We start from the raw sequence: 19,879 nt of genomic DNA, 5'->3' as shown, positions 1-19,879 counted from the left end.
TGGCATACCTTAGACTTTCTCTACTGTATTATTTTCCTGGCTTATATTTTCGAAGCATAACGGTGGAGTTAGTGATGCTGAAGCGTTTCTTTATTACAGGTACAGACACTTCTGTTGGGAAGACGGTGGTTTCCCGCGCATTACTACAAGCGTTAGCGTCGGGTGGTAAAAGCGTGGCTGGCTATAAACCTGTCGCCAAGGGCAGTAAAGAGACCCCGGACGGTCTGCGCAATAAAGACGCGTTGGTGCTGCAGAGCGTCTCTACGCTGGACTTGCCCTATGAAGCGGTGAATCCCATCGCGCTGAGCGAAGATGAAAGCAGCGTCGCCCACTGTTGTCCCATCAATTACACCCTGATTTCTGACGGGCTGGCCAGCCTGACTGAAAAGGTCGATCACGTTGTGGTAGAAGGCACCGGCGGTTGGCGCAGCCTGATGAACGATCTGCGCCCGCTCTCCGAATGGGTGGTTCAGGAACAGCTTCCGGTACTGATGGTGGTGGGCATTCAGGAAGGGTGTATCAACCATGCGCTGCTGACAGCCCAGGCGATCGCCAATGACGGCTTACCGCTGATCGGCTGGGTCGCAAACCGCATCAATCCGGGCCTCGCGCACTACGCCGAAATTATCGACGTGCTGAGCAAAAAACTGCCCGCGCCGCTGATTGGCGAACTGCCTTATCTGCCGCGCGCTGAGCAGCGCGAACTGGGTCAGTACATTCGCCTGTCAATGCTGGGCAGCGTGCTGGCGGTAGATCGAGTCGTGGCGTAAGGTTCGCGACAGCACCGAGGCCAGTACACAGGCCATCAACAAGCCGGGGAGCAGTCGATACTCTCCGGTCATTTCACAAATCATCAGCGCCGACATAACGGGCGCATGCGTTGTCGCTGCCAGCAGCGTCGCCATTCCCGTTAAGCCTAACAAGACCGCCAGTTCGTCGGAACCGGGAAGCCACATTCCCCAAAGGCGTCCAACAAACATCCCTACGGCCAGGCCGATAAACAGCGTCGGGGTGAATACGCCGCCAGGCGCGCCGGAACCGCTGCTGGCCAGCACCGCGAGCAGCTTGCAAAGAAAAATCACCGTGACAACCGCCATCAGCGGCGGCGAAAGCAGAAATGACTGCACCACGCTGTAGCCGTTGCCCCATACCGTTGGCGTGAGCAGGGAAAGTAAGCCGACGATGAGCCCGCCCAGCGCCAGCTGCCACGGCGGTGACAGTCTGAGCAGAAGAAATGCGCGGTGGCTGGCAGACATCAACCCCATCAACAGGGGACCGCAAAGACCGGCAAGCAGGCCTGTGCTGACGATAAGTCCGTACTCGGTAAGATGCAGCGACCGCGACAGATGAACCGTGTAGAGCACATCGTTACCCCCGTTCAGCGCATGGGTGATCAGCAGCGCTACCACGGCGGAAACAACGACCGGACCGAGGGACGCCAGCATCAACGTACCAAACAGGACTTCCGCAATAAACAGGCTGCCCGCCAGCGGGGCGTGATACGCGCTGGCCATACCTGCCGCCGCGCCGCAGGCGATCCACAATTTCCACTCGTGCTGAGGCGCGAACCGGCGGGCAAAGCAGGAGGCCGCCAGCGCGGCCAACAAAATCATCGCCCCTTCACGACCAATCGCGCTACCGCTGGCGACCACCAATAGCGAAGCCAGGGATTTGATTAAGCTCGCGCCATAATCAAACCGACCGTCGGTTTGCAGGGCTTCCATATAGTCAGTGGGCGCGTGCGGCCGCAACTGGCTGCGCTTTTGCCATCCCCACAGCAGCAAACCGGCCGCCAGTCCTCCCAACGCTGGCGTCAGGACGCGTCGCCAGGGCGACAGACCCGTCGCGGCGTTGACCAGACTGCCGCTGTCATTGCTGAGAAATACCCATTCCAGCAATAGCATCGCATGACGGAAGCAGGCGACCGCCAGCGCGGCGAAGATGCCGACGAGGGCGGCAAAGCACAGACGGCGAAACATGGCGCGTAGATCGGGCCAGGCATGAAGACGATGCATAAACGGTTACAGGAAGTCTGAAACCGTCTATTTTGCGGGGAAAAGGGCACAGAAGCAAAAGCCGTGAGTGCGAAAAGGGGGGGCCTGATCAGCAACCCTCTGTCAGGTTACGCGGTTAATGACTGTCGTGGATGTTCAACGCCCGGCGGGTGCGTCCCGAACTCAGGTAATCGGCAATATAGTCCTGGGAAATTTCACCGTTGTAGCGGCCGTCTTCATCGACAATGGGCATCCAACTGGTGTTACTCTCGTACAGACGCGACAGCACGATACGCAGGTTATCTTCCGCCTTTCCGGTGATGCGGAAGGGATGAATGATATCCGAACAGACCCCGGTGGCGTTCCGCGCTTCCCGGCGCTTGACGAAGCCCACGGGTTTTCCGTCGGCATCCACCACGGTGATCGCGCGAATATCGTTATCGTCCATGATGGCAAAGGCCTCCTGCAGCGGGGTAGTGGGACGTGCCGTCAGCGTCGGCTGCTGATCGGTGACATCCCCCGCTGAAACCAACAGCAGACGTTTAAGCGTTCGGTCCTGGCCGACAAACGAGCCGACAAACTCGTTAGCCGGCTTCGCCAGCAGTTCATCCGGGCTGGCGCACTGGACGATTCGCCCCTGCCGGAAAACCGCGATCCGATCGCCGAGCTTCAGGGCTTCATCAATATCATGACTCACCAGCATAACGGTCTTTTTCAACGCGCGCTGCATTTCCAGAAACTGGTTTTGGATCACTTCCCGGTTAATGGGGTCAACGGCGCCAAACGGTTCATCCATCAGCAGTACCGGCGGATCGGCTGCCAGCGCGCGGATCACGCCGATACGCTGCTGCTGCCCCCCGGACATCTCTTTTGGATAGCGGTGAAGGAATTTCTTCGCATCCATTGCCACCATATCCATTAACTCCTCCGCGCGTCGTTGACAGCGGGCCTTGTCCCAGCCCAGCATCCTCGGCACCACGGTGATGTTCTCTTCAATCGTCATGTTCGGGAACAGGCCGATTTGCTGGATCACGTAGCCAATATTGCGGCGCAAGGTGACAGTATCCATTCCGCTGGTGTCTTCGCCGTTGATCAAGATATTACCGCTGCTGGGCGTGATCAGGCGGTTAATCATTTTCAGCGTGGTGGTTTTGCCACAGCCTGACGGCCCCAGCAGAACGCACATTTCGCCTTCCGGAACGTTCAGATTAACGTTATCTACCGCCTTCAGCGGTTGGCCCTTCTTCTGGGAAAATTGTTTGGTGAGGTTTTCCAGTTTTATCATTATCGAATCCCCTTTGGTGTCAGAACGACCTGCAGGCGATGCAGTAGCCAGTCCAGCACAATCGCTAAAATACAAATCAACAACGCACCGGCGATCAGCATACGAATATCGCTGCCGCCGATACCGTTTAATAACAGTAAGCCCAGACCGCCCGCGCCAATCACGGCGGCGATCGCCATTACGCCGATGTTCATGACCACAGCGGTACGAATGCCGCCAAATATCACCGGCAGCGCCATCGGAATTTCAACCCAGCGCAGGCGCTGCCAGAAGGTCATGCCGATACCGCGACCGGCCTCGCGCAGCCCCGGCGGCAGACTGTCCAGCGCCGTATGGGTATTGCGCACGATTGGCAGCAATGAATAGAGGAATACCGCGGTAACGGCGGGTAACGCGCCGATTCCCTGACCGATCAGCGAAAAGAGCGGGATCATTAAGCCAAACAGCGCAATAGACGGGATGGTGAGCATCAGGGTCGCGAAGCTGAGCACCGGCGTGGCCAGCCATTTGTGTCGAACAATCAGCACACCCAGCGGTACGCCAATCACTATTGCCAGGCCGACGGCCAACAGCACCAGCCATAAATGCTGGAAGGTAAGGCTGGCGAGATAGCCCGCGTTATCTATCATGAAATGAATCGTGTCCATATTGGCTCCTTACAGCAGCTTTTTCTGTTGCAGGAATTCACGCGCGACCTGCTGAGGCGACTGATGATCGATATCCACTTTCGCATTGAGCGTACTTATTACGTCGTTGTTCAGTAGAGCGGAAAGGGTATTCAGCGCCTCTTCCAGTCCCGGGTTGGCATCAAGAATCGGTTTGCGCACCACCGGGGTGACCGCGTAGCTGGGGAAAAAGCCTTTGTCGTCTTCCAGAACTTTCAGATCGAACCCTTTTACTCGCCCATCGGTGGTATACACCAGGCCTGCGTCAACAAAACCATCGCGAACGGCGTTATAGACAAGACCAGGATCCATCTGGCGGATCTGTGGGCGGTCCAGATTCATCTGGTAAGCCTGCTGTAAAGGTTTCATACCGTCGCTACGACCGGCAAATTCAAGGTCGAGTCCCAGTAGCCAGTTTTTATCCGGATCGGTCTGGCGAATGTGGTCAATTTTCGCCACCATTTGGGACATCGTGGTGATGTTTTCCGCCTCGGCGCGCTTGCGCTGCATGGCAAAGGCGTAGGTATTATTCATATCGGCGGGTTTCAGCCAGACCAGACCTTTCTCTGCATCCAACCGCTTCACCGTGTCGTAGGACTCCTGCGGCGTCATCCGTTTATCGATACGGTTGAAAATGATCAGCGAAGTGCCGGTATATTCCCAGGTCACATCAATCTGGTTGTTGACCATGGCGTTACGCGAAATCACGGCGGCAATATTGGTACGAGGCTCAACCTGAAAGCCTTTCTTTTGCAGATACAGCACCGTCATCGCCGACAGAATGTGCTGCTCGGTAAAGCCTTTCGTGGCGAGGACGATCGGGGCGGCTTGCGCCTGCGCGCTGAAAATCAGCACGCAGGCAAGCCAGCCCAACAGGTGTCTTTTAATCTTCATTTAGCGCTCCATGTACTTATCATTGTCTTCAGGCCGTGTGCGGACTCAGGGCCCGGCCAAGCCATGCGAGCAGGCTGTCAAGGATCAGGGCGAAAAGCGCCGTGGCGGTCGCGCCCAGAATAAGCGTCGGGAAGTCGTTCAGGTAAATGCCGGGGAAGATCAGCTCGCCGTAGCTGCTGGCGCCAATCAGAAAGGCCAGCGGGGCGGTACCGACGTTAATGGCCGTGGCGATCCGGATCCCTGAAAGCATGACCGGCCATGCGTTCGGCAATTCCACCTGCCACAACCGCTGCCATTTGGTCATGCCAATGCCGTTCGCTGCTTCAATCAGCGAGGCCGGGACGGAGCAGAGGCCCGCGTAGGTGTTACGAACGATGGGCAACAGCGAAGCCAGGAACAGCGCGACGATCGCCGGAATATCGCCGATGCCGATAATCACCATGGCGAGCGCCAGCACAGCCAGCGGAGGCAGGGTGTTGCCGACATTAAAGATCTGCATGACGTATTCGGCAATGCCTTTGGCGGCTGGACGACTCAGTAAAATGCCGCTCGGGATCCCCACCAGCAGAGCCAAAAACATTGAACTGAACACTAAGAACAGGTGCTGTTTACCGAGATACAGCAGATCGACCTGTCGGGCCTGAAGCGTGTCGAGGCCGACTCCCCAGACCACCAGCGCCAGCACAATGATAATGGCGAAAGTGAAGGCGGCGACGCGTTTTAACGCGGAAGTGTGCATTGCGGTGTGTCTCCCTGTTTGCATGCGTTATGGCAGCGGGTTGCCGCTGCGTGTTGTTATGCCATGTATCGGCAGGGTGTTTTGAGCTATAGCAACAGGGGGAGAAGGCCGCCAGTCAGACGGCGTAAAAAGTGAACCAGGCTGCTGATCTGTAAGGGGGATCAGGCCTTATGGCGCAACGGGTGGTTCGCTCTGTAAAGAATTGTCTTAAAAGCGGCAATAAAAAGTGACGTTGTCACAATCGTGTCGGGCCGGAAGCGCCATCCTTCTGCTTTCCGGCCAGCGTAAAGTGAGGATTTATGCTCACCGATACAGTTTTTTCACTGCCACCGGGACGATCAGCGTCGACTGCCAGTCGGCAAGGGTCAGACGCGCCAGTTCGCCGACGGCCTGGTAAAACGGATGTCCGGCATTGTCGATAAAAACATCGAGAAAGCGCGACGACCATGGCAACAGATGCCACGCCAGCAGTTCGGCGCACTGCGTATGGCGCCCGTTTTCTGCCAGCCAGGCGGCGAGAAGCAACAAGGCGCCAAAATGATCTTCCGGCTCATTTTGCTGCATCGCAAAGTGAATCCCGTTGTCGCGCATCCACTGGCGCAGGGCCAGCGTGGAATCACCAAACAGCACATTTTCACGATCCAGCCAGACGGAACCCCACGGTGGCGAAGGCAGCGCGTAAGGTCCGACAAACAGACGCTGCCATGCCTGCGCCAGCGTTTCTTCCGCGTCGCGCTGAAGCAACTGACCGAGAGGCGCAAGCTTATGCGCGGGCAGCGGCCACTGGGCCTGCCACTCTTCTGTTTTTAATAATGCGACCAGCGGCGCGGCCTCATTGCTGTCCGGCGCATAGTAAAACAGCGCGCCCAGTACCCGCGCCGTCATGGCGAAATCGTCACGTTGCGTAAATTCAGTCATTAACAGTATCCAACAATGCAGGTGTATTGCACGATGCGTGCATCAGTGGGCGAGAGTGTACCTGTTCAGGCGCGGCGGGTATTAATCCAAATCAAAAGGACGTTACCCACCGGGAAAGGCGGGTAACATCGGGTCGCATTATTGCGGTTCGGCGCTGGCGCCATCCTGCGAAGGCGCAGTATTTGCCGGTGCATTGCCGCTGCTGGTGCGGGTATACAGAATTTTGTGGGTGTCGTTGGCGCAATGTCCGACGACCTGGGAATCCGGCTGGTCAGCCTGATCGTTTGGCACAATGCTGAGCGTAAAATTCGCTTCCGGCACGCCGTTATTAATGATGCGCTGTTCAATATCGCTTTTAACGCGTTCGCACGAGTTCGGAACCGCAAAAACCAGCGGGGACGCGCTCAACAATAAACACGTCAGTATTCCTCGGGTGACTTTCATCATCTGCTCCTTTTATGAGATGCGCTAAAATAAGCATAGCACCCTTAGTGTAAATAACTGTATTTGCTAATATGATTGGGAATCATCCATGGTTGACGGGGAATGTGTGAAAAAACAGTGCCTTTTTTTGCTTTGCGGCCTTGTGCTGGCAGGATGCGACAATAACACGCTGCCGCTTTCTTTTACGCCTGAAATGGCCAGCTTCTCAAATGAGTTCGACTTTGACCCGCTGCGGGGCCCGGTGAAAGACTTCAGCCAGACATTACTCAATGAAAAGGGCGAAGTGGCGAAACGGGTAAATGGCTCGCTTTCTGAGGAAGGCTGCTTTGATACGCTGGAGTTGCACGACCTGGAAAATAATACCGCCGTTGCCCTTGTTCTGGATGCTAACTATTACCGCGACGCGGAAACGCTGGAAAAGCGGGTGCGCCTGCAAGGGAAATGCCAGCTAGCGGAGCTGCCCTCTGCGGGTGTGGTCTGGGACACCGATGACAATGGGTTTATTGTCACCGCCGTTGGCAAAGAGATGAAAGTACATTATCGCTATGATTCCGAAGGGTATCCACTGGGTAAAACCACCGTGACGAAAGATCAGACATTATCGGTGGAAGCGAAACCTTCATCTGACCCGCGTAAGAAGCTCGACTATACGGCAGTAAGTCTGCTGAACGATCGCCCGTTAGGCAATGTGAAGCAGACCTGCGACTACGACAGTCACGCCAATCCTACAGATTGCACGCTGGTGATTATCGATCAAAGCGTCAAGCCCGCCGTTGAGCATAACTACACCATTAAAAATACCATCGATTATTACTGACGCTGCCGCGCAGCGTTTACTGCGCGGTCGGTTTCAACATGGCGGGTGCGGACGTTTTCAGTTCCGTGAGATACTGATGCTGGAAAATACACATTCGTATGGTGTTGCGGTATTCGCCGTTGATGAAAAACTCATGGATTAGCTCGCCTTCCACTATAAAGCCCAGCTTACGGTAGATATGAATCGCTTTTTCATTTTCTTTATCAACGATTAAATACAGTTTATACAGGTTAAGTACGGTAAATCCGTAGTCCATCGCCAGCCTGGCCGCGCGTGAGGCAAGTCCTTTACCCTGAAATTCCGGGGAAATAATGATCTGAAACTCGGCTCTGCGGTGGACGTGGTTAATCTCCACCAGTTCAACCAGTCCGGCTTTCTGGCCATCGCACTCCACGACAAACCGGCGTTCACTTTGATCGTGAATGTGCTTGTCGTAGAGATCCGACAACTCAACGAATGCCTCGTAAGGTTCTTCGAACCAGTAACGCATTACGCTGGCGTTATTGTCGAGTTGATGGACGAAACGTAAATCTTCACGCTCCAGCGGGCGCAACTTTACACTGAGGGCGCTTGTCATACCGATTCCTTAGCGTCTTTTCGCATCACGACATTAAGGCGCGATAACCCGGCCTGTACGGCGGTCCAGACAGCGCAGGGTATTCGGTTCCCAGTACGCATTGAGATTAGCGCTTTGCTCACAGCTGTCGCGGTTATCAAAAGCGGCATCTGCTTTGTCCCACTCTTTTTCAGCGCGTTTATTCACTTTCTGGCGCAGATTGCGCGTGTCATTCCATTGTTCTTTTTGCATTGTCGCTTGCTGACGGCTCAGCGCGCTGTCGCCGGACTCGATCACCAGCCTGCTGGTCTCAGCCTGAGCAGACGCGGTATACACGACAGCACCAAGCAGCAGCATTGCCGTCAGGCCCAGACGCTTGCTAAGTGTAATGTTCATGGCAAATTCCTTTCATGAGTGGGGTATAAAATCATCACTTGCAGGCAAATTCTACACTAATCACGGCGCAGGGCATACCCGCCTGAAGGTCATGGATAAGCGACGACGATTATCGCGTATCATGATTTAACCTCAGCTCAATAAACGACAACCATGATCAAAACGACACTTCTTTTTATTGCCACGGCGTTGTGTGAAATCGTCGGCTGCTTTTTACCCTGGCTCTGGCTAAAACGCGGGGCAACGATCTGGCTGTTGGTTCCCGCTGTCATTGCTCTGGCCCTGTTTGTCTGGCTGTTGACGCTCCATCCGGCTGCCAGCGGACGCGTATATGCCGCCTACGGCGGCGTCTACGTATGTACTGCGCTCGTATGGTTACGCATAGTGGACGACGTGAAACTTAGTCTTTATGACTGGACAGGGGCCGTCGTTGCGCTGTGTGGCATGCTGATCATTGTTGCGGGATGGGGACGGACGTAGATCGCTTTTTTGTGATCGCCCGTCGGTTTTTTGATCACCATGCTTGTATGGTAGTTCGGGAATGAATAAATTTCTTGCATCACTAATTTGATGTAAGGAAAGCGCATGGAAAGTGTCGTTATTCAGCAACCGAATAATCTGGTGATTGAACAACGGGAATTACCCGAACCGCGAAAAGGAGACGTTCGCGTTCGGGTTAAACTCGCCGGAATATGCGGATCGGACAGTCATATTTATCGCGGTCATAATCCGTTTGCGAAATATCCACGCGTTATCGGTCACGAAGTTTTTGGTGTGATAGATAAAGTGGGCGAGGGCGTAGATACCCGCCGTATTGGTGAACGTGTGGCGCTGGATCCGGTTATTAGCTGCGGGGAATGCTATCCCTGCTCAATTGGCAAACCCAATGTTTGCACGTCATTAGTGGTATTAGGCGTGCACCGGGACGGCGGTTTTAGTGAATATGTGACTGCGCCAGCCAGGAATGCCTACGTTATTCCGGAGACGATCCCCGATCGTCACGCCGTGATGGTTGAACCTTTTACGATTGCCGCAAATGTTACCGGACAGGTTGAGCCGACAGAAAATGATATTGCGCTCATTTACGGCGCCGGTCCGATGGGGTTAACCACTTTACAGGCGTTAAAAGGTGTTTATAACGTTGGCACCGTGATTGTGGCCGATCGTATTGAAGAACGTCTGGCGATGGCAAAAACATGCGGCGCTGATGTGATCCTGAATAATAGCGAGCTTACACTGCAATCCTGGCTCGAAGAAAAAGGAATCAAGCCGACCCTGATTGTTGACGCGGCCTGTCATCCAGCCATTCTCCCGGAAGCCATTGGCCTTGCGTCACCAGCGGCGCGTATCGTGTTAATGGGTTTTTCCAGCGACCCGTGCGTGATTACGCAGCAGGGCATTACCGGTAAAGAGCTTTCTATTTTTTCATCGCGACTGAATGCGCACAAATTTCCCACCGTCATCGAATGGATGGAAAAGGGATTTATCGATCCTGAAAAGTTAATTACTCATCAGTTTGACTATCACCATATTACCGACGCCCTTGAAATATTCGAAAAAGATCAGCGTCAGTGCTGCAAAGTATTACTGACCTTTTCTGCATAACAGACGAACAATGCGGTAAATGCCCGATTCGTCGGGTATTTTGTGGTACGCATCTCCTTTTCAGAGATAGCTAATATGAATACATTAAAACATGAAAGAAGTACGCAGGATCTGGTGCGCGCCGCCGTTTCAGGTTGGTTAGGCACTGCCCTGGAATTTATGGATTTCCAGTTATATTCTCTTGGCGCCGCGCTGGTGTTTCATGAGATATTTTTCCCGGAACAATCCGCGGCTATGGCGCTTATTCTGGCGATGGGCACCTACGGCGCAGGGTATATCGCTCGTATCGTCGGCGCTTTTATATTCGGCAAGATGGGCGACAGAATAGGGCGCAAAAAAGTGCTCTTTATCACCATCACCATGATGGGCATCTGCACCACCTTAATTGGCGTTTTGCCGACTTACGCGCAAATCGGAATTTTTGCGCCAGTGCTGTTAGTCACTTTACGTATTATTCAGGGACTAGGCGCGGGGGCGGAAATTTCTGGCGCCGGAACCATGTTGGCGGAATACGCGCCGAAAGGGAAACGCGGAATCATTTCATCTCTGGTGGCGATGGGCACCAACTGCGGTACGTTAAGCGCCACGGCGATCTGGGCGGTGATGTTTTTCGCTCTTGACCGTGAAGCGTTGCTGGCCTGGGGATGGCGTATTCCGTTCCTTGCAAGCGTAGTGGTCATGATCTTTGCCATATGGCTGCGCCTGAATCTGAAAGAAAGTCCGGTGTTTGAGCAGGTCAACGAAGGTGAAACCACCGCAGCGCCGACGGCGGCAGATGTTTCTCTGGGCGCGATGTTTACCAGTAAATCGTTCTGGCTGGCAACGGGGTTACGTTTTGGGCAAGCCGGTAACTCGGGATTGATCCAGACGTTTCTTGCCGGTTATCTCGTCCAGACGCTGTTATTCAACAAATCGATACCCACGGATGCGCTGATGATAAGCTCGATTATCGGTTTTATCACTATTCCGCTTCTGGGCTGGCTGTCAGACAAATACGGTCGCCGTTTACCCTACATTTTGTTAAACATCTCGGCCATCATTCTTGCTTACCCGATGCTGTCGATTGTCGTGGATAAAACGTACAGCCCCGGGATCATCATGACGGCGCTGATTGTCATTCATAACTTTGCGGTGCTTGGTCTGTTTGCACTTGAAAATATCACCATGGCGGAGATCTTCGGCTCCCGTAACCGCTTCACCCGCATGGCGATATCGAAAGAGGCCGGAGGGCTGGTCGCGGTGGGGTTCGGTCCGGTACTGGCGGGTATTTTCTGCAACATGACCGGCAACTGGCTGCCGATCCTGGTGATGATCGTCATTTATTCCCTGATAGGCCTCATTTCCGCACTGCTGATGCCGGAAGTCTGCGATCGCGATCTGCGTATTCCTGAGGATGCGGCAGAGGTTACAGGCAGTAAACAGAGGCTGCCCAGCGCCAGCCGTATTTAACCCCTGCGTTCAAAGCGGTTACGTATTCACGGACCGCTTTTTTTACGCATCGGCACAAACCCCAGGTCAGTGGACGCTGATTTTTGTGATCTCAGTGGAGAAACTGGTTTGTTATACTTGTATGGTAGTATGCGTAAGACATAAATTCTTAATATCACCACATAGAGGTAGGAAGAAAAATGAAGATTGTAGGGGCTGAGGTTTTTGTCACCTGTCCGGGACGTAACTTTGTCACGCTGAAAATAACCACCGAAGACGGTATCACCGGACTGGGCGATGCCACGCTGAATGGACGCGAGCTTTCTGTCGCGTCGTACCTGAAAGATCATCTCTGCCCACAGTTAATCGGTCGCGATGCGCACTGTATCGAAGATATCTGGCAGTTTTTTTACAAGGGTGCTTACTGGCGTCGCGGCCCGGTAACGATGTCTGCCATTTCTGCTGTCGACATGGCGCTCTGGGACATCAAAGCCAAAGCGGCAAACATGCCGCTGTATCAATTGCTCGGCGGCGCGTCCCGCGAAGGGGTGATGGTATATTGCCACACCACCGGACATACCGTTGACGATGTGTTGGAAGATTACGCTCGCCATAAAGAGATGGGCTTTAAAGCGATTCGCGTGCAGTGCGGCGTACCGGGGATGAAGACCACTTACGGTATGTCCAAAGGGAAAGGGCTGGCCTACGAACCCGCAACCAAGGGACAGTGGCCGGAAGAACAGCTCTGGTCTACCGAGAAATACCTCGACTTCACGCCGAAGCTGTTTGCAGCCGTTCGCGACAAGTTCGGATTCAATGAACACTTGCTGCATGACATGCATCATCGCTTAACGCCGATTGAAGCGGCGCGTTTTGGAAAGAGCATCGAAGATTATCGTCTGTTCTGGATGGAAGACCCGACGCCTGCGGAAAACCAGGAATGCTTCCGCCTGATTCGACAACATACCGTTACGCCGATTGCTGTCGGTGAAGTCTTTAACAGTATCTGGGACTGCAAGCAGCTGATAGAAGAACAGCTGATCGACTATATCCGCACCACCATCACCCATGCAGGCGGCATTACCGGAATGCGCCGCATCGCCGATTTCGCGTCGCTTTATCAGGTTCGCACGGGCTCCCACGGGCCGTCCGATCTCTCTCCGGTGTGCATGGCTGCGGCGCTGCACTTTGATCTCTGGGTGCCCAACTTCGGTGTTCAGGAGTACATGGGCTATTCAGAGCAAATGCTGGACGTTTTCCCGCATAACTGGCGTTTTGACAACGGTTATATGCACCCGGGCGACAAGCCGGGACTGGGCATTGAGTTCGACGAAAAGCTGGCGGCGAAATATCCCTATGATCCCGCTTATCTGCCGGTCGCCCGACTGGAAGATGGCACATTGTGGAACTGGTAAAGGCGCATTGCAACTCAATCAGGAGAAAAAACATGGGCTTCATTAACGATCGTTTCATGATCGATAATGAAGTCGGTGTTCGGCTTTATCAGGACATCGCAAAAGATCTGCCGATCATCGACTATCACTGTCATCTTGAAGCAAAAGATATTTACGAGAATAATGCGTTTGAGGATATTACCCATCTCTGGCTGGCGGGCGATCACTATAAGTGGCGTGCAATGCGTGCGAACGGAATTGATGAGCGACGCATAACAGGCGACGCGAGTTCGGAAGAAAAATTCCAGGCCTGGGCAGAAACCGTCGAAGCCTCATTTGGTAATCCGCTGTATCACTGGACGCACCTGGAGCTCAGTCATTATTTTGACTGTCATCTAACGCTCGACAGCCATAACTGGCGTGAGGTGATGGAATACTGTAACCGTCTGCTCCGGCAGCCGGATTTTACTCCGCGTCGCCTGATGGAACGTTCAAAAGTGGAGGTCGTTTGTACTACCGATGCCCCTCTCGACTCGCTGGAATATCATCGGTTATTACAACAGGACAACACTTTTGGTATTAAGGTGTTGCCGACATTCCGTCCTGACGATGTGTTTAGCGATGACCCCGCCCGGTTTGCGGAATTCACGACCAAACTGGCGCAAAGTACAGACGAAGAGGTGAAGACATTTGCACAGTTTTCTGAAGCTATCCGACAACGTATTGCCTGGTTTCACAACGCTGGATGCCGAATTTCCGATCATGGTCCTGCCTGTATTGACTATCAGGCAGCAACGCCTGAACGTGTTAACGCACTGTTCTCCCGTAAAGCGTCAGCAGAGACATTAACTGCTGAAGAAGAGCGTCAACTCAATAGCGCCATTTTCGTGATGCTGGCAGGGCATTACAAAGCGTTTGGTTGGGCGATGCAAATTCATTTTGGCGCAATCCGCAATACTAATAGCCGAATGCATCACCGACTGGGAATAAATACCGGATTTGATTCCATTAATGATCAGTCACGTCTGGCGTCTTCGCTTAATCATTTGCTTGATGCAATGATGCAAGAAAATGCGTTGCCTAAAACCATTTTGTATAACCTGAACGCTATTTATAACGATATTGTCGCGACTACCATCGCCAATTTTCAGAGCGCGGAGTTTGGTGTGAAATCCCCCATGCAGTTTGGCTCTGGTTGGTGGTTTAACGACACCCGTAGAGGCATGGAAAATCAACTTAATAGCTTGGCCGATCAGGGATTGCTAATGCATTTTGTCGGCATGCTAACGGATTCACGAAGTTTTGTTTCTTATACTCGCCACGATTATTTTCGCAGGATCCTTTGCAATCTTATTGGCGGATGGGTTGAGAAAGGAGAAGTACCTGATAATAAAGATATTCTGACGCGAATGATTAGAAATATCTGTCACGATAATGCTAAAAACTATTTTAAATTTTAATACTATCTGCTGAGGATAGAACATGACTCGTACCAACAGAAAAATAACGATTCCAGTCAGTATCGGTTATGGACTAACGGATATCATGGGGGGCGGTGCGTTTACCGTTATTGGCGCATGGTTGCTTTTCTTTTACACAACCTTCGTGGGCCTTTCGCCGGTCGAAGCAGCGGCAATTGTAGCTATTGCAAGGATAGTGGATGCGATTGTGAGCTTATTCATGGGCTCATTTACCGATCATTTCTATAAAAATGCATTAGGTAAGCGGTTTGGAAGAAGACGTTTCTTTCTGCTTATTGGTGCGCCGCTCATGCTGGTTTATATATTGCTATGGGTTACCGGAATGAACTTCTGGTTTTATCTTGGCGTTTATCTGGCTTTCGAAGTTATTGCGGCGATGGTACTTATTCCGTGGGAAACATTGCCTTCTGAAATGACAAAAGACTTTAATTCCCGCACAAAATTATCCACCTGCCGTATGTTTCTATCAGCCTCCGGCACCTTTTTAGCAACATTTATTCCTGGGCTGCTAATTGGTTATTTTGGTGAGCACGATCCAAATGCGTATTTCATCAACGGCGTCGTCTTTGCTGTCATGTTTATGTTGTGTGTATTTATTTCCTGGAAAGTCACCTGGGAACGAGATTTAACGCCAGAAATGCTGCAAGAACTGGAACGTAGCGTTCAACCATCCACGCTGGGGGAAAAATGGGCGAAAGTAGGGCGGCTGTTTAAAGATTATGCCTCAACGCTTAAAGTTCGAGCCTTTCGTAAGCACTTAGCAATCTATCTGTTTTCCTTTACGGCGAAAGATGTTTACAACACTGTTTTCGTCTTCTTTTGCGTCTATTGTCTGAATGTTTCCTCGTCGCTTGCGGGAACGCTTCTGTCGATGAGTATTGTGGGCCTGCCGGTGACGTTGCTGGCAGGGGTTGGGATCATCAAATATGGCCCGTCACGCCTCTACGTTTTCGCCTACACCTTGATGATGCTGTGTCTGCTCGGCCTGTTTGTGGTGTACCAGTTCCCGACAGACAATAAAGTCACCTTGCTGGTGATCCTGGCGGCGCTATATCAGGTTGGGCGTTGTGTACTGGAATTCACACCATGGAACGTATTTCCCTTCATTCCGGATATTGATGAAATGATTACCCGGCAGCGTCGTGAAGGTCTGTTCGCGGCGGTAATGACATTCTCACGCAAAACGACCGTTGCCATCGCCACATTTATCGTTGGGCTCATGTTACAGAACGGCGGCTTTGTTAAAGGCAGCCAGGTCCAGCCCGAACAGGCCATTAACACGATTGCCACTCTCTTGTTTGTTGGTACGGCGGGGCTATTGCTGATTGCGCTCTGGCAGGCTGTGACGTTCCACCTGAATAAGCGCACCCATAAAATATTTGTCGATGAGGTCGATCGCCTTAAAGCCGACGGCGCAAAACAAGATGTCGATCCTGAAACACGCCGGATCGTCGAAGACCTGACGGGATACAGCTATGACACATTATGGTGCGAGGAAGCCCAACAGGGCACGAACCCCGCGAAATCAACGGTAACAGTGAGCTAAACGAGGGCAGCTCTGTCGCAGAACGTACGTTAAGCCAGGGCTGTCACATAACTTAAAAATGATGTTATACCAATTAGCGAAAGCTTAATTCAAATCAAAACATACAACCATACAGGCGTTACTCTGAAACGGTCCTGATTTCATTCCAAATAGGTCATACAATGCAAAACAAGCTCTTAACGGCAAAAGCGACGTTACCTGGCTACGATCGCAACACGTTGATTCCGCGTATCGTTCATCTCGGCTTTGGCGCGTTCCATCGTGCGCACCAGGGCGTTTATACCGACATCCTGGCGGCTGAGCACAACAGCGACTGGGGATACTGTGAAGTGAACCTGATCGGCGGCGAGCTGCAAATTGCCGATTTGAAACAGCAGGATAACCTGTACACCGTGGCGGAAATGTCTGCCGATGCCTGGACGGCAAGAGTGGTTGGCGTGGTGAAGAACGCGCTGCATGCCCAGGTGGATGGACTGGAAGCGGTGCTCGCGGCAATGTGCGAACCCCAGGTGGCGATTGTTTCACTGACCATCACCGAAAAAGGGTATTGCCATTCTCCCGCCACCGGGCAGTTAATGCTGGATCACCCAATGATCGCAGCCGATCTCCGGAATCCTCACCAGCCTAAAACTGCACCGGGCGTGGTGGTTGAAGCGCTGGCGCGACGCAAAGCGGCAGGACTGCCCGCCTTCACCGTTATGTCCTGCGACAATATGCCGGAGAACGGACACGTCATGCGAAACGTGGTCACGGCCTATGCCCGCGCGGTTGATGCGGAGCTGGCAGAATGGATCGCGCAACACGTGACGTTCCCGTCGACCATGGTTGACCGCATTGTTCCGGCAGTGACCACCGAAACGCTGGATAAAATCGAACAACTGACCGGCGTGCGCGATCCGGCGGGTGTCGCGTGTGAGCCGTTCCGTCAGTGGGTGATTGAAGACAATTTCGTCGCCGGGCGTCCACAATGGGAAAAAGCAGGCGCTGAACTGGTTGCTGACGTGATCCCATTTGAAGAAATGAAGCTGCGTATGTTGAACGGTAGCCACTCTTTCCTCGCTTACCTGGGGTATCTGGCGGGCTATCAGCACATTAACGACTGCATGGAGGATGAACATTACCGCATTGCGGCCCGTGGGCTGATGCTCAATGAGCAGGCGCCAACGCTAAAAGTGCAGGGGGTTGATCTGACGCGCTACGCCGATCTGCTCATTGAGCGCTACAGCAATCCGGCGCTACGCCACCGTACCTGGCAGATCGCGATGGATGGTAGTCAGAAGCTGCCGCAGCGTATGCTGGACTCGGTGCGTTGGCACCTGGCCCATAATAGCCGTTTCGACCTGCTGGCGCTGGGCGTGGCGGGCTGGATGCGCTATGTGGGCGGTGTGGACGAACAGGGGAAGGCGATTGATGTCAACGATCCGTTACTGCCGGTGATTCAACAGGCGGTGCAAAGCAGTGCGGAAGGGGAAAGCCGCGTTGAAGCCCTGTTAGGGATTGAGGCGATCTTCGGAAACGAACTGCCACACGTGGCGTTGTTCACCAACGCGGTGAAAGAAGCCTACCAGGCTCTGCTGGCGGAAGGGGCGAAAAAAACCGTGGCTCGCTATGCAGCAAATCTGAAGTAACAGCAACGCGGTTGCCGGATGGCGCTTTGTTTATCCGACCTGGGATTTTCAGCCAAACTCAGACCAGGCCGGAAAAGTGAAACGCCATCTGGCATTCACACCATCAGTTCATGCCAAGTCGAATCAGTTCGACGGGCGCAAACTTACCTTCACAACCTTCCACTTCCACGGTTTTTTCGCGACGGATTTGCGCGGCGTCCAGACCCTCTGTCGCGATAGCTTTAATGCGACCGGTGACGCCGGTACCGCTGATCATGACGCGGCTGCCGGTGGTGATTGCGTTACGGTTACGATCGTATGTCATCATGGTGTTTTCTCCTTTCTAACTTACCGTCAAAGCCCGTGGGCTCTGGTCCCACGTAACGGGCGCTATATAAATACGCTCATCAGTCCGGAGTTTTTTTGTTTTTGATCAAGCTCACATCTTTTTTGATGCAGACGTGCAGAGGTGTAAATGTGAAACCTCACCCATGGAGGGTGAGGGAGAGGAATTATTCTTCAGTAAACCAGTCGCTGTTTTCCTGACGAATCAACTGCACCGACTCGCCAATTTCCTGCAAATGCTGCGTCATCGCTTTTTCGACAGCATCGGCGTCATGCTTCTCCAGCGCCGCAAAAATATCCAGATGCTGACGAAGCAACATCTCCGGCGGCGAAACGTGATCGAGGCTCATGTAGCGCACGCGGTCAATAGTCGCCTTGATGTTTTCGATGGTGTCCCAGGCCAGCTGGCAGTCGGCAATCAGCGCCAGTTTCTGATGAAAGTCATCGTCCAGTTCAAAGAAATCATTGAGCTGCTTACGCTCAATGGCGATGCGCTGCTGGTTGAGATTCTGCTCAAGCTGATAGCACTGGCTGTCGGTCATCATCGCTGCCGCGCGACGCGCGACCGCACACTCAATGGCCTGACGGACAAAGCAGCCGTTTCGTACCTGTGATAAAGAGATCTTATTGACGTAGCTGCCGCGCTGGGGACGGATCTGGATCAATCCGTTTTCCGCGAGTTTAATGAAGGCTTCGCGTACCGGTTGGCGTGACACATCAAAGCGAACCGAGACCTCTTTTTCTGATAACGGTGTGCCTGGCGCGATCAGGCAGTGCACGATATCACGACGAAGAATGCGATAAATCTGCTGATTTACGGGCTGTGTAGGGTTGAGTTGCGTTTCGACGGTCATTCGCTCTTACTTTTTAGAAAGTTAACCCACAAATTCTACCACTTTTTTGTGATGAGCTATACCCGGCCCGCAGGCCGGGAGAAGAAATTAGCCGCGATGTACGCTCAGTCCGGCGAAGGACTGGGTGACGGGCATCATTTCTACCGTATTGATGTTGACGTGAGCAGGTAACGTCGCCACCCACCAGACCGCTTCCGTTACATCTTCCGGTGTCAGGGCGGTGGTATTTTCATACGTTTTCCCCGCTTTCTGATCGTCGCCCTTAAAGCGCACGTTAGAAAACTCTGTGCCGCCCACCAGACCCGGTTCGATGTCGGTCACGCGGACGGCGGTGCCGTGCAGATCGGTGCGCAGATTCAGGCTGAACTGACGAACGAAGGCTTTAGTCGCCCCGTAAACGTTGCCTCCGGCATACGGCCAGCTCCCGGCGGTGGAGCCGATATTAATGATATGGCCGCGATTGCGTTCAACCATGCCAGGCAGGACCGCGCGGGTCATGTAAACCAGGCCTTTATTGTTGGTGTCGATCATGGTTTCCCAGTCTTCAACGCTGGCGTTGTGCGCGGGTTCCATCCCCAGCGCCAGCCCGGCATTGTTGACCAGCAGATCGATCTCGCGCCATTGCGCAGGCAGCGACGCCAGCATTTCCTCGATGGCCGCGCGGTTGCGCACGTCCAGTTGCGCAGTCAGGACGTTTTCGCCCAGCGACTCTTTTAGCTCCAGCAGGCGTTCCTGGCGACGGCCAGTGGCAATCACTTTATGCCCATTCTCAACAAAACGACGTGTAATACATTCACCAAAACCTGCGGTTGCTCCGGTTACTAAAACGATCATCTCACTGTTCCTCAACGCTTTTTACGTCGTACTACCATAGCACGCGATCAACGCTGGCGGGTAATGCTCGTTAACAG

Annotated in this window: 21 protein-coding genes; 9 read left to right on the top strand and 12 right to left on the bottom strand. The window is 53.2% G+C overall.

The genetic code is table 11. The features are described from left to right. Positions 1-74: 74 nt before the first annotated feature. Complete coding sequence (bioD, locus tag HVX72_RS11080; RefSeq protein ID WP_181823217.1) at positions 75-770, top strand: dethiobiotin synthase; 696 nt, start codon at positions 75-77, stop codon at positions 768-770. Here bioD and clcB read toward each other — a convergent pair. From clcB to HVX72_RS11045, 7 genes are all read right to left on the bottom strand, one after another. Further along, positions 726-2,015 (bottom strand): voltage-gated ClC-type chloride channel ClcB, encoded by a 1,290-nt coding sequence (clcB, locus tag HVX72_RS11075; RefSeq protein WP_181823216.1) that lies wholly within the window; start codon positions 2,013-2,015, stop codon positions 726-728. The genes bioD and clcB overlap by 45 nt on opposite strands. Positions 2,016-2,130: 115 nt before the next feature. After that, positions 2,131-3,279, bottom strand: coding sequence for an osmoprotectant ABC transporter ATP-binding protein OsmV (gene osmV, locus HVX72_RS11070; protein WP_042282877.1), 1,149 nt, complete (start codon positions 3,277-3,279; stop codon positions 2,131-2,133). Next, entirely contained in the window at positions 3,279-3,926 is a 648-nt protein-coding gene (gene osmW, locus HVX72_RS11065; protein WP_042282879.1) for an osmoprotectant ABC transporter permease OsmW, read from the bottom strand. The genes osmV and osmW overlap by 1 nt, the downstream gene beginning before the upstream one ends. Before the next feature lie 9 nt (positions 3,927-3,935). Continuing rightward, the gene (osmX, locus tag HVX72_RS11060; RefSeq protein WP_060569730.1) at positions 3,936-4,838 is read right to left on the bottom strand and encodes an osmoprotectant ABC transporter substrate-binding protein OsmX; all 903 of its coding nucleotides are present in this window, start codon (positions 4,836-4,838) and stop codon (positions 3,936-3,938) included. Between the two features lie 28 nt (positions 4,839-4,866). Continuing rightward, a complete protein-coding gene (osmY, locus tag HVX72_RS11055) occupies positions 4,867-5,577 on the bottom strand; it encodes an osmoprotectant ABC transporter permease OsmY (protein WP_042282882.1) in 711 nt (236 codons plus the stop codon). A gap of 303 nt (positions 5,578-5,880) precedes the next feature. Then, positions 5,881-6,495 (bottom strand): Tat proofreading chaperone DmsD, encoded by a 615-nt coding sequence (gene dmsD, locus HVX72_RS11050; protein ID WP_181823215.1) that lies wholly within the window; start codon positions 6,493-6,495, stop codon positions 5,881-5,883. Positions 6,496-6,633: 138 nt separating this feature from the next. After that, positions 6,634-6,942 carry a DUF1161 domain-containing protein gene (locus HVX72_RS11045; RefSeq protein ID WP_084588964.1) on the bottom strand — a complete coding sequence of 103 codons (309 nt, stop codon included), beginning with the start codon at positions 6,940-6,942 and terminating at the stop codon, positions 6,634-6,636. A gap of 124 nt (positions 6,943-7,066) precedes the next feature. Between HVX72_RS11045 and HVX72_RS11040 the strand changes: the two genes are divergently transcribed. After that, entirely contained in the window at positions 7,067-7,756 is a 690-nt protein-coding gene (locus HVX72_RS11040; protein WP_229264110.1) for a YnfC family lipoprotein, read from the top strand. Positions 7,757-7,772: 16 nt separating this feature from the next. Here the strand turns inward: HVX72_RS11040 and speG are convergent, their stop codons facing one another. After that, positions 7,773-8,333, bottom strand: coding sequence for a spermidine N1-acetyltransferase (speG, locus tag HVX72_RS11035; protein ID WP_181823214.1), 561 nt, complete (start codon positions 8,331-8,333; stop codon positions 7,773-7,775). A 33-nt stretch (positions 8,334-8,366) separates the two neighbouring features. Continuing rightward, positions 8,367-8,708, bottom strand: coding sequence for a DUF1283 family protein (locus HVX72_RS11030; protein ID WP_181823213.1), 342 nt, complete (start codon positions 8,706-8,708; stop codon positions 8,367-8,369). Positions 8,709-8,861: 153 nt separating this feature from the next. Between HVX72_RS11030 and HVX72_RS11025 the strand changes: the two genes are divergently transcribed. From HVX72_RS11025 to HVX72_RS10995, 7 genes are all read left to right on the top strand, one after another. Then, positions 8,862-9,188: a YnfA family protein gene (locus tag HVX72_RS11025; RefSeq protein WP_181823212.1), complete on the top strand. Its 327-nt coding sequence runs from the start codon at positions 8,862-8,864 to the stop codon at positions 9,186-9,188. 105 nt (positions 9,189-9,293) lie between these two features. Continuing rightward, positions 9,294-10,313, top strand: coding sequence for a Zn-dependent oxidoreductase (locus HVX72_RS11020; protein WP_181823211.1), 1,020 nt, complete (start codon positions 9,294-9,296; stop codon positions 10,311-10,313). Between the two features lie 75 nt (positions 10,314-10,388). Then, on the top strand, positions 10,389-11,762 hold the full coding sequence (locus HVX72_RS11015; RefSeq protein ID WP_060569738.1) for an MFS transporter: 1,374 nt from the start codon (positions 10,389-10,391) through the stop codon (positions 11,760-11,762). Between the two features lie 179 nt (positions 11,763-11,941). Further along, entirely contained in the window at positions 11,942-13,156 is a 1,215-nt protein-coding gene (rspA, locus tag HVX72_RS11010; RefSeq protein WP_181823210.1) for a starvation-sensing protein RspA, read from the top strand. A 32-nt stretch (positions 13,157-13,188) separates the two neighbouring features. Continuing rightward, the gene (gene uxaC, locus HVX72_RS11005; RefSeq protein WP_181823209.1) at positions 13,189-14,595 is read left to right on the top strand and encodes a glucuronate isomerase; all 1,407 of its coding nucleotides are present in this window, start codon (positions 13,189-13,191) and stop codon (positions 14,593-14,595) included. A gap of 22 nt (positions 14,596-14,617) precedes the next feature. After that, positions 14,618-16,162 (top strand): MFS transporter, encoded by a 1,545-nt coding sequence (locus HVX72_RS11000; RefSeq protein WP_181823208.1) that lies wholly within the window; start codon positions 14,618-14,620, stop codon positions 16,160-16,162. A gap of 161 nt (positions 16,163-16,323) precedes the next feature. Beyond that, positions 16,324-17,790, top strand: a complete 1,467-nt coding sequence (locus HVX72_RS10995; RefSeq protein WP_181823207.1) for a mannitol dehydrogenase family protein — start codon at positions 16,324-16,326, stop codon at positions 17,788-17,790. 103 nt (positions 17,791-17,893) lie between these two features. Here the strand turns inward: HVX72_RS10995 and ydfZ are convergent, their stop codons facing one another. From ydfZ to ydfG, 3 genes are all read right to left on the bottom strand, one after another. After that, entirely contained in the window at positions 17,894-18,097 is a 204-nt protein-coding gene (gene ydfZ / locus HVX72_RS10990) for a putative selenium delivery protein YdfZ (protein ID WP_042282907.1), read from the bottom strand. A 184-nt stretch (positions 18,098-18,281) separates the two neighbouring features. Further along, the gene (locus HVX72_RS10985; RefSeq protein ID WP_181823206.1) at positions 18,282-18,968 is read right to left on the bottom strand and encodes a GntR family transcriptional regulator; all 687 of its coding nucleotides are present in this window, start codon (positions 18,966-18,968) and stop codon (positions 18,282-18,284) included. An 87-nt stretch (positions 18,969-19,055) separates the two neighbouring features. Next, a complete protein-coding gene (ydfG, locus tag HVX72_RS10980) occupies positions 19,056-19,802 on the bottom strand; it encodes a bifunctional NADP-dependent 3-hydroxy acid dehydrogenase/3-hydroxypropionate dehydrogenase YdfG (RefSeq protein WP_042282911.1) in 747 nt (248 codons plus the stop codon). Positions 19,803-19,879 lie beyond the last annotated feature (77 nt).

Source organism: Citrobacter sp. RHB21-C05 (genome assembly GCF_013889015.1).
GTDB classification, from domain to species: domain Bacteria; phylum Pseudomonadota; class Gammaproteobacteria; order Enterobacterales; family Enterobacteriaceae; genus Citrobacter_A; species Citrobacter_A sedlakii.
This window is presented reverse-complemented; position numbering and strand designations above follow the sequence as displayed.

Bases quoted from the DNA above. Each gene is read 5' to 3' on its own strand.
- uxaC (WP_181823209.1), top strand. From the start codon at position 13,189: ATGGGCTTCATTAACGATCGTTTCATGATCGATAATGAAGTCGGTGTT.
- HVX72_RS10995 (WP_181823207.1), top strand. From the start codon at position 16,324: ATGCAAAACAAGCTCTTAACGGCAAAAGCGACGTTACCTGGCTACGAT.
- osmV (WP_042282877.1), bottom strand. From the start codon at position 3,279: ATGATAAAACTGGAAAACCTCACCAAACAATTTTCCCAGAAGAAGGGC.
- rspA (WP_181823210.1), top strand. From the start codon at position 11,942: ATGAAGATTGTAGGGGCTGAGGTTTTTGTCACCTGTCCGGGACGTAAC.
- HVX72_RS11000 (WP_181823208.1), top strand. From the start codon at position 14,618: ATGACTCGTACCAACAGAAAAATAACGATTCCAGTCAGTATCGGTTAT.
- ydfG (WP_042282911.1), bottom strand. From the start codon at position 19,802: ATGATCGTTTTAGTAACCGGAGCAACCGCAGGTTTTGGTGAATGTATT.
- bioD (WP_181823217.1), top strand. From the start codon at position 75: ATGCTGAAGCGTTTCTTTATTACAGGTACAGACACTTCTGTTGGGAAG.
- HVX72_RS10985 (WP_181823206.1), bottom strand. From the start codon at position 18,968: ATGACCGTCGAAACGCAACTCAACCCTACACAGCCCGTAAATCAGCAG.
- osmW (WP_042282879.1), bottom strand. From the start codon at position 3,926: ATGGACACGATTCATTTCATGATAGATAACGCGGGCTATCTCGCCAGC.
- speG (WP_181823214.1), bottom strand. From the start codon at position 8,333: ATGACAAGCGCCCTCAGTGTAAAGTTGCGCCCGCTGGAGCGTGAAGAT.
- HVX72_RS11020 (WP_181823211.1), top strand. From the start codon at position 9,294: ATGGAAAGTGTCGTTATTCAGCAACCGAATAATCTGGTGATTGAACAA.
- osmY (WP_042282882.1), bottom strand. From the start codon at position 5,577: ATGCACACTTCCGCGTTAAAACGCGTCGCCGCCTTCACTTTCGCCATT.
- HVX72_RS11045 (WP_084588964.1), bottom strand. From the start codon at position 6,942: ATGATGAAAGTCACCCGAGGAATACTGACGTGTTTATTGTTGAGCGCG.
- ydfZ (WP_042282907.1), bottom strand. From the start codon at position 18,097: ATGATGACATACGATCGTAACCGTAACGCAATCACCACCGGCAGCCGC.
- osmX (WP_060569730.1), bottom strand. From the start codon at position 4,838: ATGAAGATTAAAAGACACCTGTTGGGCTGGCTTGCCTGCGTGCTGATT.
- HVX72_RS11030 (WP_181823213.1), bottom strand. From the start codon at position 8,708: ATGAACATTACACTTAGCAAGCGTCTGGGCCTGACGGCAATGCTGCTG.
- HVX72_RS11015 (WP_060569738.1), top strand. From the start codon at position 10,389: ATGAATACATTAAAACATGAAAGAAGTACGCAGGATCTGGTGCGCGCC.
- clcB (WP_181823216.1), bottom strand. From the start codon at position 2,015: ATGCATCGTCTTCATGCCTGGCCCGATCTACGCGCCATGTTTCGCCGT.
- dmsD (WP_181823215.1), bottom strand. From the start codon at position 6,495: ATGACTGAATTTACGCAACGTGACGATTTCGCCATGACGGCGCGGGTA.
- HVX72_RS11025 (WP_181823212.1), top strand. From the start codon at position 8,862: ATGATCAAAACGACACTTCTTTTTATTGCCACGGCGTTGTGTGAAATC.